At 49.8% G+C, this 13,498-nt stretch carries 14 protein-coding genes; 1 reads left to right on the top strand and 13 read right to left on the bottom strand.

The annotated features are described in order from the left end of the window. Window positions 1-102 precede the first annotated feature (102 nt). The gene (locus GWG06_RS26785) at window positions 103-2,349 is read right to left on the bottom strand and encodes a CocE/NonD family hydrolase (protein WP_160717418.1); all 2,247 of its coding nucleotides are present in this window, start codon (window positions 2,347-2,349) and stop codon (window positions 103-105) included. A gap of 261 nt (window positions 2,350-2,610) precedes the next feature. On the opposite strand from GWG06_RS26785, the gene GWG06_RS26780 reads away from it, so the two are divergent. Beyond that, a complete protein-coding gene (locus GWG06_RS26780) occupies window positions 2,611-3,261 on the top strand; it encodes a GNAT family N-acetyltransferase (protein WP_160717416.1) in 651 nt (216 codons plus the stop codon). Window positions 3,262-3,286: 25 nt separating this feature from the next. Here the strand turns inward: GWG06_RS26780 and GWG06_RS26775 are convergent, their stop codons facing one another. From GWG06_RS26775 to GWG06_RS26720, 12 genes are all read right to left on the bottom strand, one after another. Beyond that, window positions 3,287-3,931 carry a hypothetical protein gene (locus GWG06_RS26775; protein WP_160717414.1) on the bottom strand — a complete coding sequence of 215 codons (645 nt, stop codon included), beginning with the start codon at window positions 3,929-3,931 and terminating at the stop codon, window positions 3,287-3,289. A gap of 4 nt (window positions 3,932-3,935) precedes the next feature. After that, window positions 3,936-4,445: an RNA polymerase sigma factor gene (locus GWG06_RS26770; protein ID WP_160717412.1), complete on the bottom strand. Its 510-nt coding sequence runs from the start codon at window positions 4,443-4,445 to the stop codon at window positions 3,936-3,938. A gap of 101 nt (window positions 4,446-4,546) precedes the next feature. Next, window positions 4,547-4,975: a GNAT family N-acetyltransferase gene (locus tag GWG06_RS26765; protein ID WP_160717410.1), complete on the bottom strand. Its 429-nt coding sequence runs from the start codon at window positions 4,973-4,975 to the stop codon at window positions 4,547-4,549. A gap of 171 nt (window positions 4,976-5,146) precedes the next feature. Next, the gene (locus tag GWG06_RS26760; protein ID WP_160717408.1) at window positions 5,147-6,169 is read right to left on the bottom strand and encodes an endo alpha-1,4 polygalactosaminidase; all 1,023 of its coding nucleotides are present in this window, start codon (window positions 6,167-6,169) and stop codon (window positions 5,147-5,149) included. A 265-nt stretch (window positions 6,170-6,434) separates the two neighbouring features. Further along, on the bottom strand, window positions 6,435-7,277 hold the full coding sequence (locus tag GWG06_RS26755) for an NmrA family NAD(P)-binding protein (protein WP_160717406.1): 843 nt from the start codon (window positions 7,275-7,277) through the stop codon (window positions 6,435-6,437). 80 nt (window positions 7,278-7,357) lie between these two features. After that, a complete protein-coding gene (locus GWG06_RS26750; protein ID WP_160717404.1) occupies window positions 7,358-8,107 on the bottom strand; it encodes a CHAP domain-containing protein in 750 nt (249 codons plus the stop codon). An 84-nt stretch (window positions 8,108-8,191) separates the two neighbouring features. Next, window positions 8,192-8,596, bottom strand: coding sequence for a DUF3574 domain-containing protein (locus GWG06_RS26745; RefSeq protein WP_160717402.1), 405 nt, complete (start codon window positions 8,594-8,596; stop codon window positions 8,192-8,194). Window positions 8,597-8,646: 50 nt separating this feature from the next. Next, window positions 8,647-9,627, bottom strand: a complete 981-nt coding sequence (locus tag GWG06_RS26740) for an NAD-dependent epimerase/dehydratase family protein (RefSeq protein WP_160717400.1) — start codon at window positions 9,625-9,627, stop codon at window positions 8,647-8,649. 133 nt (window positions 9,628-9,760) lie between these two features. After that, window positions 9,761-10,501: a type 2 periplasmic-binding domain-containing protein gene (locus GWG06_RS26735; RefSeq protein WP_127036321.1), complete on the bottom strand. Its 741-nt coding sequence runs from the start codon at window positions 10,499-10,501 to the stop codon at window positions 9,761-9,763. Between the two features lie 376 nt (window positions 10,502-10,877). After that, complete coding sequence (locus GWG06_RS26730; RefSeq protein WP_160717398.1) at window positions 10,878-11,321, bottom strand: DUF3995 domain-containing protein; 444 nt, start codon at window positions 11,319-11,321, stop codon at window positions 10,878-10,880. Between the two features lie 127 nt (window positions 11,322-11,448). Continuing rightward, window positions 11,449-12,360 (bottom strand): patatin-like phospholipase family protein, encoded by a 912-nt coding sequence (locus GWG06_RS26725; protein WP_127036325.1) that lies wholly within the window; start codon window positions 12,358-12,360, stop codon window positions 11,449-11,451. Beyond that, window positions 12,357-13,223, bottom strand: a complete 867-nt coding sequence (locus tag GWG06_RS26720) for a hypothetical protein (RefSeq protein WP_160717396.1) — start codon at window positions 13,221-13,223, stop codon at window positions 12,357-12,359. Before GWG06_RS26720 ends, GWG06_RS26725 begins: the two co-directional genes overlap by 4 nt. Window positions 13,224-13,498 lie beyond the last annotated feature (275 nt).

The following is a 13,498-nucleotide window of genomic DNA, read 5'->3' as shown; positions in this document are numbered from 1 at the left end:
TTGATTTTGGAATTGATAAATGCAGCAAAGACATTTGCGAAAATCTTTGCTGCATTTATCAATTCCAAAATCAAAAAATTCCAAAATCCGTAAATACTCCTTCTATTTCCTCACCGGTATTTTCATATAACTGCTGCTGAACCATTTTATCTGCAGCGGTACACCGGCATCGCGTATATCTTCGGTGCTGACATCCTTACCGGTGCCGTAGTTGATTTGCCATCTGGGGCTTTTATTGATGCCCACAACGGCTACCAGCTGACTGCCTTTACTGATTTTTTTGCTGGTGAAGAAGGTATTGCGGACAGGTATTCTTTCCTGTCTGCCTGGCTGCAGGAGGGTACGCCTGCTGCGGTCTTTGGCATAGCTGGCGCGGCCTACATAATCATTGAGCTTGAAATATTTTCCGTCGGCAGTACGTTCGTAGAGGGATATGCTGATGTCCATATCTTTTTTGTTGATAACGGCATCCAGTTCACCGAACCAGGACCCGGTGATGACTACCGGTTGTTCAAATGGTTTGGAAACAAAGGAAAGGGCGTCTTTAACATTGATGACATTATCCACCACATTGCTGTAGTCGTAGCGGTTGGTGGTATCGCTTCTGTCGGCCAGGTCTACTTCCTGACGGATGAATTCTCCGGTGGAAGGTCTGGCGGCGCTCAGGAGATAATGCTGGCTGCTGCGGGTATTACTAAGATACAGGGTGAGGGTATCATTGTTAATTTCCCGGAGCGACGGGGCATGTCTCCATTCATTGGCGCCCATTACCTCATAATTGACTTTATCTTTCAGCAGTGCGGGTTTGCTGCTGTCTTTCATTATATAGTCAAACCAGGCGTAGGTCAGGTCCAGGATGTTGATACGTGCCGCCGGATCGATCTCATAATTGGGCAGTTTGCCGGCAGCGATGCTTTGTGCGCCGGGATGATCATATGGCCCGATGAGGAGATAATGTTCCGCCTTCTTATTATACTGATGATGCTGCTGATAGTAATACATGGCGCCCAGCTGGTCGTCGTCATAATAACCGGTAGTAGTGAGGATAGGGATGTTAATACGGGAGAAATCTTCCTTATAGGGCACCATATGCTGCCAGTAGGCATCCTGTCCGGGGTGCTGCAGCCACCGCTGGAAAATAGCATGCGGTCTGCCTTCTATGGTATCGAGCGCCCGGAAGGCTTTCCCGCTGGCGTACCATTTCATATTGGTGGCTTCCCAGTGCGGGAAGTTGTTAAACTCTGCATTATCCGTTTGCCTGGAGTTGGTGACCATATGCAACCATTGCAGCATATAACTCATGAATACGTTGTTGAACAGGGGATAGTCTACGCCGATACCTACTGCTACCTGCGGCACGATGGTCTTTAAAGCAGGATGCAGCCTTTTGGTAGCGGACCATTGGGCGAAGCCCAGGTAGCTGCCGCCGTACATACCTACTTTGCCATTGTTCCAGGATTGTTTACTTATCCAGTCTATCACCTCATAAATGTCTGCGCCGTCGTGTTCAAAAGGCTCAATTGCCTGCTGACTCCGGTTTTTACCGCGGGTATTGGCAACGATGCCCACATAACCGTGGATCGCGGCATCTTTGGCCCTGGTCTTGTCTACCGGGCCGGTATAAATATTAAAGATCAGGATGGCGGGCAGCGGGGTGGTCACATCCTTCCTTCTGACAATGGTAGCGGATATATCAGCGCCGTCCTGTGTTTTGATGGATACGCTGTCTATAATAAAGTGGCGGTCGTCCTGTTCTGCCAGGGAAGTCATGCCTGGCGGGAGGATGCGGTTAAACACCTTATAGGCGGCATAGGCACGGCATATACGGCTGGCCTGCGCAATACTGATTACATCCCGTCCTTTCAGCTGTTGCAGGCTCTGGTCCTGTTCTTTTTTCAGGGCGGAGAGGTCTGCTTCCATCCAGGAGGCAACGTTGCCGGTGAGGCTGGACGGCAGTCCGTTATACAGGTTGGCAAAGGCGCGCCGGTAGGCATCGGTGAAGGACCAGTCGCGGCTGACCACCAGGCTGTTGGCATCCAGAAAGGTTTGCCAGGCGAAGGCGATTCCCTTGCGCCGGATGGTATCCGGACCGGTTACCAGGCTGCGCAGCGAATCGATGGAAGCGCCTGCCGCCGTGAATCTGCCGGCAGCAATCTGGTACCTGAACAGGTTATCATAATATTCCTGCCGGTTGTCATCCTTATAAACATCGGCCAGCTGCCCTGCCAGGAGAGGCATATGTTTTTCCAGCAACTGATTATCTGCATAATAGGCCGGAGGAAAATAGAACTGTTGGGCAATACCGGGTGTGCATACACAAACAAATACAAACAATAATAGTCTTCTCATAACAAAAATTGGTAGATATGATTGCAATCCATAGGTGATTTCATCTATCAAGATAGATAAAAACCATCAGGTAATCATTGCCGCTCACATAAAAAGGATGAACAACAGGAATGTATGGCCGGAAGGTAGGTTGGCGCCGGTGAAGGAAGAAATTACCAGCGGTCATTTCACAGATCCTGTCAGGGGACAAAGAATGCCTTTTTAATAAAAATAAAATATGGATGGCTGGCACGTAAACACCGGAATAGTTACCTTTGAGGCATGTCTTCACCGTACCATGCAGATCCCTTGCTTGTAGCCACCTGGGTTAAAGGCTGGGCCATATCCCGCGAAGTAGCTCCTCCTGTCAGTGTTTATGATGGCTCCCATGTAACAGTAGGCTGGCCGGCACAACTTGCCCGTTATGTATTTCCGCATTTATCGGATGGTTATAAAGCCCTTGCGGCCACCATTCACGAACCATTTATTCATCTGAAAGTACTGGATGATCCGGAAGAAGCCCGTGCATGGCTGCCTTCACGCTGGGTGATACAGGAGCCTGGCCATATGATGGTTTGTCCTGTGCCGATGACCGGCGTGGCGCCCGTTCTGCCCGATGGTTATACAGTAGACATACAGGATGAGATAACGGTACCGCTTGTACGAATTCTGGCGGCAGATGGTACAACGGCGGCGGCTGGCCGTATCGCCCTGGTAGATGATTACATCATTTACGACCGCATTGAAACGCATCCCGATCATCGCCGGCGCGGACTGGCCACCCTCGTGATGTATACACTGCAACAGACCGGTTTTGCAAAAGGCGGCAGCAAAGGCATACTGGTAGCCACCGCCGCAGGTCGTGCCCTTTATACTACGCTGGGCTGGAAGTTTTATGCACCGCTGACCACCGCCATCATTCCCGGTGAATAACCCTTCCCTCCAGCTCATCATTAAACTAATCACGCTCCTCTTCTATCTGGCTTAACAGCTCCATCGATTTTATTACCGGCGCCCATTCCTTTCCGGCAAACAACAGCCGGAACCAGCGCTTATTGCGGTTCTCATAGCGGATATTGACAAACAGCCATACAGCCGCAGCTGTAAATAACAGCGTAACGAGTACCTGTATTATCACCAGCAGCAGCGGCCCCCGTGTGAGCATGGTAGTGTTCAGGTAAAAAGTTGTCCATACCGGCAGCTGCAAAAACAGTAACCGCGTTACCCACAGCGTGCTGGTACGCAGCGCTGCCAGCTTCCGCTGCGTTTCAAACACCGGCTCGCTCAGGTCTGCCTGATGAATCAGCACTAACTGATACACATATACGCCGATGGCCAGTTTAGTCAGCAATACCTGTATAATGGCCGACACCAGGAAAAACGGGCTGGCAGCCTGGAACAACGATATGATCAGCATATCCAGGAACGCTACCCAGAGTATGCCGGCAATCAGCGTAAAGATTTTCACCGGCTTCATCACCGCCAGCAATGACTGTACTTTTAGCCGCGTGATGTCTGCTGCATTTTTTCTGTTGAGTGCGAGGCTGGTATCCAGCTGCAGGCTGTAAGACTTCCAGAGGGCTAAGATATCTGCACTTTCCATGGTATTAATTTTTTATAGTTGAAAATTTCTGTTTCAGTATTCCCTTAATCCTGCTGATACGGGTGGAGACGTTGGTTTCCGACAAACCGGTAATTTCTGCGATCTCCCGCTGGCTTTTCTCTTCCAGGTAAAGCAGCAGCAGCGCCTTATCCATTTCTTTCAGCTCCGCGATAAACAGCTGCAGCTGCCGCAGGCGGTCATCCGTTTCCCGGTGGTCATCCGTATCTGCCCACTCCAGTATATCTTCCGGCGGCAGTTCTGCCGCATGCCTTCTCCTGCGCTCTTTCCTGAAAAAAGAGATCGCTGTATTCAGCGCTATACGATAAATCCAGGTAGAATACCTGTACCGGCTGTCATAGTGGTCGAATGACTTCCACAGCTGTACCGTTATTTCCTGGATCAGGTCTTTCCTGTTTTCCGCCTCCTGGCAATAGGCATTCGCTATTTTGTAGATGATGCCTTTATGTGCCTGGAGGACGGTCAGAAAACGTTCCTGTTTATCAGTTGTATTCATTCCGGATGGTTGTTTGCTTCATTATTCGCACAGGGGCTGAAAATATCACATACAGGGCGGGAAACTGTTACAACTATCGAACTATAAACTATTTACAGATATTATAATCCCAGATGAAGAATGGGAAAGGGCTTGCCCATACTATCCAGGGGGGAGCGGGACAACAATTTAAAGCCGGCATGCAGGTAGAAGCCAACGGCATTGGGGTTTTGTTCGTTTACATCCACTTTGGTCATCTGCAGGTCATCAATGGCAAAGCGCAGTAACTGCCGGCCATAACCCTTCTTCATGGCAGCAGGATGTACAAACAACATTTCTATCTTATCCTCCAGCACTCCCAGGAATGCTACAATATCCTGTTCCTGCCTGATATGATATACCTGCACCACAGGCAAAAACTCCGTTCTTACCAACGGCCTGAGATACTGCAATTCCATCTCCGGCAAAAAATCATGCGTAGCCCTTACAGAAGCCTCCCATACAGCTGTTATCTCATCAAAATCCTTTTCAGTAGCCTTATTTATTTCCATATGACACAATTTTAGATCCAGGCAAAAATAAACAGGTATTTACGGATTTTGGAATTTTTTGATTTTGGAATTTATAAATGCAGCGAAGATCGTAACGTAATTGTTTGCTACGATCTTCGCTGCATTTATAAATTCCAAAATCAAAAAATTCCAAAATCCGTAAATACCTGTTTATTTCTCCTCCCAATAAGAGGAAGCGTCTACAGGATCCAGATAGGTGCCATCGAAACCGGCATCGATTAATTTCTGGGTGTAGGAGCTGGCGTTACCGTAGATAAGTTCTTTCCAGCCGGGCATCCAGTAGCGGACATAGTAATTACCATCCCATGCCGGGTCGAGGTTTTCCAGCCATGCCGGCGGATTCGTTTTCCATTCCGCTTTCCAGTACCAGCGGTATTGTTCGGCCTGTCCCATGCTCATATAAGCGAGTACGAGACGTTTGCCTCCGTTCTTCTTCACCTTCAGGGAGTTCACCACGGCTTTGGACCAGACAGTCTTACCATCTTCAGAGAAGGCATCGATGACCAGCACATCATAATTGGTGGCTTTCAGGCTGTTAATAAACTTCGTATCGCCATCACCGTTATTGATGAGATAGAGGAAGTTCCGGGCATCGGCCAGCGTGCTGACATTCCCCCCATGCTCCTGATAGGGCGTGCCTGCCGGGATGTTATCCAGCTGCCGGTGGGAAGCGGCAAAAGAGATAAATCCGTTACTGTTGCTGGTATTGTAGGAAGCCGTTACTTTAGCGGGCGTTGTACAGTAATCTGTTACCAGTACTTTCAGACCGGCATTTTTCGCCTTTTTGCAGAAGGCAGTCCACTCCTTTTTGATACCAGCGGGTGTAGGTGCATCATCATGATTTTCGAACCCATACACTAACTCCTCCCGCCCTACTCCATTCAGTGCATTCACATAGGCTGTTACCACAGGATCGCTGGTATCGCCGGTGGTGGTGAGCAATTCCGAACTATTCTGTGCCACTACCATAAATCCCGGCTGCTTTCCACGCGCCCAGGCGCTTATATCCTGGATAAAAGTGCGTAACTCCTGGCGGTAATCAACAGGCACGCCATCTTTAGTTCCGGCAGGCATTTTCGCCCGCCCGCTCTCCTGCTGCTGCATTGATTTGGTACAGGAAAAGGCGCCCGTTAGCAGTAGCGCCATCAAAAAACTACTCCGTAGTGTGTACATGGTTTTTCAGGTTTTCAGGTTTTTCGGTTTCCGCTTTCCGCTTATAGCTTCCGGCATATATCTCGTTACTAAGACGGAGAAGTAAGGCGTAACCCTCTAACGGGATTAATTATGAATTATGAATTAAGAATTATGAATGATGAGTTAAAGCGAAGATCGAAGCGTATGATTTTTAGTTGTCCGATTCGATCTTCGCTTTAACTCATCATTCATAATTCTTAATTCATAATTAATCCCTGATTGGTACGGGTTCGTTATTCCTATGTCACCATGTTCCTTTCCCTGCTTCTTCCGCTGCGTACAATGAGAATTCCCGTGCGGGCCTGCCGAGGGCGCGTTGTACGCCGTCGCTGAGGTGGGCATTGCGGCCGTCCAGGACTTCGGAGAAGAGGTAGTTGACGAGCCAGATGTAGTCGTCGGGGATACCGAATGTTGAGAGCATGTCCTTGTATTCGGCAGGAGATACCTGCTGGTACGCGATGGGTTTACCGGTGGCGCGGGATATTTCGGCTACTGCTTCCGGGAAGGAAAGGAGGCGGGGGCCTGTCAGTTCGTACAGCTGGCTATCGTGGCCGGTTTCGGTCAGGGCGGCTACGGCTACGTCTGCTATATCTTCCACGTCAACAAAAGGTTCTTTTACGTCGCCGGCAGGCAGGGCTACATGGCCGGCCAGCAGCGGATCCAGCAGATAGCCTTCGCTGAAGTTCTGGTTGAACCAGGCGCAACGCAGGATGGTCCAGCGGAGGCCGGCAGCCTTTATGATGTCTTCGCATTCCTGGGCTTCTTTTTCTCCGCGGCCTGACAGCAGTACCAGTTTGCTGACACCGTTTTCCTTTGCGAGGCTGACGAGGGCACGGATGGTATCTGTAGCGCCGGGTACTGCCAGATCAGGCTGATAGCTGATATAGACGGCATCTACGCCCTGCATGTTGGTTGCCCAGGTGGCCTGGTCATTCCAGTCGAAAGACGGGGAAGCGGAGCGGGAGGCGATGCGTACCGGCCATCCTTTGGCTGTCAGCTGTTGTGCTATTCTGCGGCCGGTTTTACCGGTGCCGCCCAGTACCAGCACTGTCTGTAATGTCTGTTGGGTATGTTCGTTTGCTTTCATCCTGTTTAATTTTTCTCAAAACTAAGCTGCGGAGCAGGCGAAAAATAGAACAAAACCGACAGTGCTGTTTTTCTCTTGCATTAATAAATGATAAATCCTTTCTCGATAGAATTTATTTTCCGGAAGGAGAGCCGGAAAACGCCGATCCCATTACTGCTGCCATTGGGATTGCTGTTGCCTTCAATTGTTTCGATGAAGCCGCCGTTAACAGCGGTGACGATGCCGGTATGACCAAAGCCGCCGCCGTGGTCTTTGATGAAGATGCTGCCGGGCACTATCAGGGAAGGATCGCTGGTCGCTTTGGACCGGGTAACTTTTCTGCCCTGGGTTTCATTCCAGTGTTTCAGTACGCCGGCAGTTTTCACCAGCGGGTTGGATGTGCCCAGTCTTTCTGCGGCCTGCTCAAAACACCAGTAAACAAAGGCAGCGCACCAGAAGTTACCGGGGGCGGTGTTGGTGCTGGCCAGGTAAATATTTACCTGCGGCCCACGGTTGCTGCCGGGTGGTACTTCCATCACGCCTATCTGGCTGGCGGCCACTTCTATGGCTTTGGTGAGTAGTCCTGACGGGGCTTCATTTCTTCCGGGTACGGGGTTGCTGAACAGCACCTCCCAGGTGATGCTGCCTACCTTTCCGTCCACCTCCAGCGGTATGCTGAAGCGGTCGCGGTGCGTGGCCTGAAACTGTTTGACAGCGGCGGTGGTATCAGGTCCGAATACACCGGTACCTTCCAGGTCGCCGATACCTAATTCGATTAAACGGTGCTGGATGGCTTTAACAATAGCGGAGTCCTCCTCTCCCGCTTTGATGATTCTTTTGGGGTAGTCCATGGGGTCGATATTTGAGGGTAATAGAATACTGCTGGTGCAAAGATATTCTATAATTCCCGGACTGCATACCCCTGTCAGTCCCGGTTAATGCCCCGGTGCTGCCGATACAAAGTTCACCTTCGTTTTTGCATCCAGGCGCAGTACGGCCTGCTGTTTAAAACGGCTGATATAAGCCTGGATGATGCCTTCCAGGGCGGTGTTGCGGGCGCCGCTTCTTTTCCCGATAAAGGTGACCACCTTAGTGCTCTCCGCGATGGTCTGACGCGTATCCGTGTCCTGCCATTTGCCGGTGGCATCCCATTCTGTATAGCCTTCCGGGAAACGGGGCGTAATCACGCTGTCCGTAAATGTCTTCCAGTCTGTATCTGATACATGGCCGCCGCCGGGAATATTTCTGCCGAAGAACAGGTCGGTTCTGGCGGTGGTGGCGCAGGCGCTGATCAGCAGGCCGCACACTGCCAGACAAAGTAAGTTGTTAAGGGGTTTCATGACAATGTTATTTTGTGTGTGCAAGGTAAGCGATTTATGAAAACCGCAGACTATACCGGGTACGGCCCTTCAGCAAATGTTTCCGCATGGTATCCTTTCATACCGATCTGTTCTGCCAGCGGGCTTTTCACACCCTGGCCCTCCTGCAGGCGCTGCAGCATAGTGGCGAAGTCATATTTCGGCAGCCAGCCCAGTTCGCGGCGGGCACGTTCATTCACATATACGCGGTCTATGTCCGCGAACATACGCCACCCACGGGCGATGTATAATGCTTCGTATCCGGGCACATATTGCTTTACCGCTTCCGGCGCATTGCTGCGCAGCAATGACAGATCTGCCGCTGAAAAAGGCGTGGTGGCGCTGATGATATACTTCCCGAAACCTATATCCCCGGCGCGGGTGGCGGCGACCAGGTGCGCGCTCACGGCATCTTCAATATCCACGCGGCGGAACAGGTATTCATTGGCTTTTGCATTGTCATCTGCATAGGCATCTCTCATATGCTGCTGGTCATCTGCTTCAGGAAAAAAGCGGGAAGTGCGTAACACCAGACAGGGCAAACCATAGTTACGGTGATACAGCTGACAGAGATCTTCTGCAGCCGCTTTGGTGACGCCATAAATATTTTTGGGTGCAGGAGTTACCTCTTCTGTAATCCAGGCGGCAGGCGCGCCTGGAGGCGGCACCAGGGCATCTCCGAAAACGCTGGTGGTACTGGTGAAAATAAACTGTGAGACGCCGGCGGCTACCGCTTCCTGCAGCAGTAGTAAAGTTCCTGAGATATTGGTATCTATAAATGCCTGCTGCGGGTGTGTGGCTACATGCGGCTTATGCAGGGTGGCGGTATGGTATACGGTTGTAACGCCCTGCATACACTGCCTTACCAGCGCCGGGTCTGTGATGGCGCCTACATGTGTGGTAAATGCGGAAGGCAGTATATCTATCCCGTTAAATGCTGTGTGCGTGGCTGTCAGCGTCCGTGCCAGGCCTTCGCCCAGATGGCCGGCGGAGCCGGTGATTAATACTTTCATATGACATGGCGATGCTGTTGCATCTGCTGCAAAGATAACCGTCATGTGGTGTTGCAGCGGGACAAATGTCCTCCCATAAAAAAACGGTTGCCCTGCTGCTATAGGGCAACCGTTGTCAATAGTTGTCTGCCAATTAGAAATTGGTGTTCAGATAATTGTTACAGTTTGGATCAGAAGATGCCACTGTAGAGGCATTATACGGCGGACGGTTAGTGCTGCAGTATTTGGCTTCAGCAGTTACAGCGAAGTATTCCGCCTGATTGCTCAGCACATATGAACCTGCAGGATACACGCCGGCCCGGCGTATGTTATTGTACAGATTATAGATTGTTGAATTGTTGAATCCACCGGAAGTCCAGCGATCGTGGAGGTAGTGGAACAATTCATGAAAGATGACGTTACCGGGAGCAGTGTGCACATTGCGGTACACCTGGAAGTTCACGATATATACGTTACCGTTGGTGTAGAACAGATCGCCGCTGCCGGGGCTGTTGTAAACGTTGATACGTGCGCCGGTCATGCGGGATTTGGTGGTGGCGCTGGCGCTGGTGGCATAGAGCTGATCTATTTCACCGTTTACCAGCGTTTTGATGTCGTTGGGTACAGTACCCTGGTAATTGATGTTGAAGGAACGGTAGGTAGCAGCTGCTACCGCGCCTGATGCAATGCCACGGGCATTGGCATTCTGATTAAAAAAGTCGATCACTTTCTGCCTTTCAGGCGTAATGGTAAGGTGATCTTCAACAGCTTGCTCTGCTGTGCTCTCTGGTACTACAGGGTTCGTCTTGAGGTCTTCTTTTTTACAGCTTGCAATAACCGTAACAGTTAACAACAGGGCAAGGAAAGCCCTCACATTGGTTTTGGTGTGTTTCATTGATTAGATTTTGGATTTGGGTTAAAGAATGAATCAAATATATATAAATCCCACTAATTCTATAGTATTTGTAATTTATTTTTTAGTATCATAAAACCCTTACTGCTGCTAACTTTCAGCCGTCCTTTACCGGCCGCGGTATAATAACAGCGTATTATTACCCGCTGCATCAGGATGCATATCTGAAATACAATTATTTGTACAGTACTAACGGACACGGTTATACCCATTGTTGGGTATATTAAAAATTCGGCAGTGCTGCAGCAAGAATTTTTTTTTGAGAGACAATTATTCATTGCTGACCCTGTTTCAGGCACAACAGGTCACCCCCGTTTTCACAGGTCATAAAAAAAAAGAAAGGAATCCTGATCATTCATTAATTCATCAGCCCCCATCCGCTGTAGTAGCAGGCGATGGCAATTTCGCCGGCGGCTAAAAAAAGGCAAAGCGGTGAGTAAATACGGGTATCCTGTATAGCGAAGCGGGTACCTTTTACTGTTTTGAAGAAACCGAGATACTTGAATTCACCCATTGCCCGCAGAAAAAACACCGTTCCCACCACAATAGTGCCCCAGCCGGCAAGATACGTCGGCAGCGCGTATCCCAGCCAACCGATGTTGGCAGATGTGATGAAGGCGGAGAGCAGCAGCCCTGAGGCTACTATCCGTGTAACCGTCACCGTAGGGTATAGTAACTGGCGTCCGTCTTCCGTGGCTGGAAGTACAGCTTTGGTGCCGGCTTTACCGCCGTTGGCCCAGTAAAAATGCAGCAGGGAAAGTGATAAAAGAATCAGCGAGTTGATGATAACAAGTAGCAGCATAGTAACGTGTGTCAGGTATTGAGATCTCAAAAGTACAGCAGGCAACCTGAATATTCCAAAAAAAGTATGCACATGTATGTGCCCGCAAATATTTGCCGTCTGCTACTTCTCTTATCCGGCAGGAGTTTCAGCTGAAGTTACCATTGGGATTATTAGTAATAACCTGCTTGGCTGTCTGTGCCCCCATCTGCATCCATTTTTCCATTTCTGTGAACTCAAAATTAAGTCCGGTCGGAAACTCCGTATCCAGTTCCCGGTCCGGGCAGATATAAAATATGCGGATGTTGGTGGGCGAAATCTTTTTATACATGGAGAGCACATTCAGGTCATTTTCCCGGACTTCCTGGATGAAGATGGAGATGGCCCGCATCAGTACATCCAGTATATTGGTGAATGTTCTGTTGACCTGCAGGAGTTCAGTAGGGTTGTTACTGAGTACATATATTTCATGATCCTCATTGCGGGAAAGGTTGTTGATGACCACACGGGTAGGGATCACCTCCCGGTTACCACCGTCTACATACTGCATACCGGGATCATGATGAGGAATAACGGGTTTCATGAACACGGCCTGGTTGGTGCTGCCCAGCATACCGTCAATCATCATCTGCCGGCTGTTAATTACCTGCTGGTCGTAGTGCCTGTCCGCCGCCAGCGGCCGGGTAGAGAACACGGTCAGCTTGCCTGTCTGCAGACATACGGCATTATAGCATACTGTGCCTGGCCACTGCAGGATTGTATCAAAGGCTGCTGGCGTAAGATGAGTATCTATCTGTTTCAGGAGCGGGTCTGTATCATAGAGATATGGACGGCCGTCCAGCAGGTTCTGCGGATCGAGGATATCCGCATTGGTGGTATTGAGATATACATCCGTGAGCACATCAATCCTGCCTGCTGCCGTCATGCATGCAATCAGGGAGCCGGTGCTGGTACCACTGATAAAGTCGAAGTCAGCCAGGTTATTCTGTTGCAGGTATTGCAGGGCTCCCACACTGAAAGCGCCCTTTGCGCCGCCTCCGCTGGTGATCAGGACTCTCATGGTTTTTTCTTTAAGGATTTATTGAATAATACGAATCCCAGGAGGAATCCCTGGTGATTGCTTCTGAAGTCATGCAGTACAGACAGGTTCACCCCAAAAGGCCCCAGTTCAACTTCTCCCCCTGCGGCGGCGTAGTGAAATGCGCCGAAGGTGGTGGTATATTCTCCGAAAACATTGATATTACCAAAGTAGGCAGGCAGCTTCTTCGGGGTCAGGTTCTTTACCCGGTAGGCTGCACGTGTGCTGAGCTGCATATAGGCAACATTATTCTGCCAGAAGACGGATGGTCCGGCCAGCAAACGAAGGCGCCCGTCGCATCCTCTTTCACGGGCAAATGTATATGCCAGGTAACCGCGTACGCTGCCGATATATCCCATATCCTTGCGGAATATACTGCCGGCGCCCTGTCCCAGCTCAAACCGCATCCGCCAGCCACCGCAAAACTCTGACGACGGGAATACGGCAGGCCCGTTCAGCTGCTTCTGCATATATGACAGCCAGCTCAGTACATTTATCCGGTGCTCTTCCGGCAATGCATTGGAAAAGCAGAGGTCATTCCGGTACCGGCGACCGCTTTTGATGTCAAGTATTTCTCTGACCACCGGCTCAAATTCATTGTACTCAGCAGGGAATTTCACCTGTAACTGCGCCAGCGCATCCTGATTGATGGTAGGATCATCATTGCAGGGACCCAGCAATTTTACCACCTTCAGCATCTGCGCAGCCAGTGCTTCAATTCGGGTTTTACACTCCGGTACATCACAGCAACGCGGCGCTACCGCCGGCGACTGCGCCGCCAGGCCAAACGAAAGCAATAATAAAGGAATCATCAAGCGCAGTTGCTTCTGCAATAGCAACACCATATGTGATTATTTTGGGGTTAATGGTACTATAAATTTAAACAAAAATTACGAATTACGAATTGCGAATTACGAATGTAGAAGCGGAGAGCTAAACGAAGATTAAAGGTGATAACTATTAAGTATCTCTTTTAATCTTCGTTTAGCTCTCCGCTTCTACATTCGTAATTCGCAATTCGTAATCATTGGTGTCCGGTAAAAATCCAGGCTTTGGTTAAAGCGTAAGATTATTGGGACACCAATGATAAAAAATCATTGTTTTCTCATTTCCAAGCCTC

The organism is Chitinophaga solisilvae, assembly GCF_009928525.1.
Taxonomy (GTDB): domain Bacteria; phylum Bacteroidota; class Bacteroidia; order Chitinophagales; family Chitinophagaceae; genus Chitinophaga; species Chitinophaga solisilvae.
The sequence above is the reverse complement of the archived record's forward strand: the minus strand, read 5'-3'. Positions and strand labels throughout refer to the sequence as shown.

Excerpts from the sequence above, each read along its gene's own strand:
- GWG06_RS26745 (WP_160717402.1), bottom strand. The coding sequence starts at position 8,596 with ATGAAACCCCTTAACAACTTACTTTGTCTGGCAGTGTGCGGCCTGCTG.
- GWG06_RS26755 (WP_160717406.1), bottom strand. The coding sequence starts at position 7,277 with ATGAAAGCAAACGAACATACCCAACAGACATTACAGACAGTGCTGGTA.
- GWG06_RS26725 (WP_127036325.1), bottom strand. The coding sequence starts at position 12,360 with ATGAGAGTCCTGATCACCAGCGGAGGCGGCGCAAAGGGCGCTTTCAGT.
- GWG06_RS26720 (WP_160717396.1), bottom strand. The coding sequence starts at position 13,223 with ATGGTGTTGCTATTGCAGAAGCAACTGCGCTTGATGATTCCTTTATTA.
- GWG06_RS26765 (WP_160717410.1), bottom strand. The coding sequence starts at position 4,975 with ATGGAAATAAATAAGGCTACTGAAAAGGATTTTGATGAGATAACAGCT.
- GWG06_RS26785 (WP_160717418.1), bottom strand. The coding sequence starts at position 2,349 with ATGAGAAGACTATTATTGTTTGTATTTGTTTGTGTATGCACACCCGGT.
- GWG06_RS26735 (WP_127036321.1), bottom strand. The coding sequence starts at position 10,501 with ATGAAACACACCAAAACCAATGTGAGGGCTTTCCTTGCCCTGTTGTTA.
- GWG06_RS26740 (WP_160717400.1), bottom strand. The coding sequence starts at position 9,627 with ATGAAAGTATTAATCACCGGCTCCGCCGGCCATCTGGGCGAAGGCCTG.
- GWG06_RS26775 (WP_160717414.1), bottom strand. The coding sequence starts at position 3,931 with ATGGAAAGTGCAGATATCTTAGCCCTCTGGAAGTCTTACAGCCTGCAG.
- GWG06_RS26780 (WP_160717416.1), top strand. The coding sequence starts at position 2,611 with ATGTCTTCACCGTACCATGCAGATCCCTTGCTTGTAGCCACCTGGGTT.
- GWG06_RS26760 (WP_160717408.1), bottom strand. The coding sequence starts at position 6,169 with ATGTACACACTACGGAGTAGTTTTTTGATGGCGCTACTGCTAACGGGC.
- GWG06_RS26770 (WP_160717412.1), bottom strand. The coding sequence starts at position 4,445 with ATGAATACAACTGATAAACAGGAACGTTTTCTGACCGTCCTCCAGGCA.
- GWG06_RS26750 (WP_160717404.1), bottom strand. The coding sequence starts at position 8,107 with ATGGACTACCCCAAAAGAATCATCAAAGCGGGAGAGGAGGACTCCGCT.
- GWG06_RS26730 (WP_160717398.1), bottom strand. The coding sequence starts at position 11,321 with ATGCTGCTACTTGTTATCATCAACTCGCTGATTCTTTTATCACTTTCC.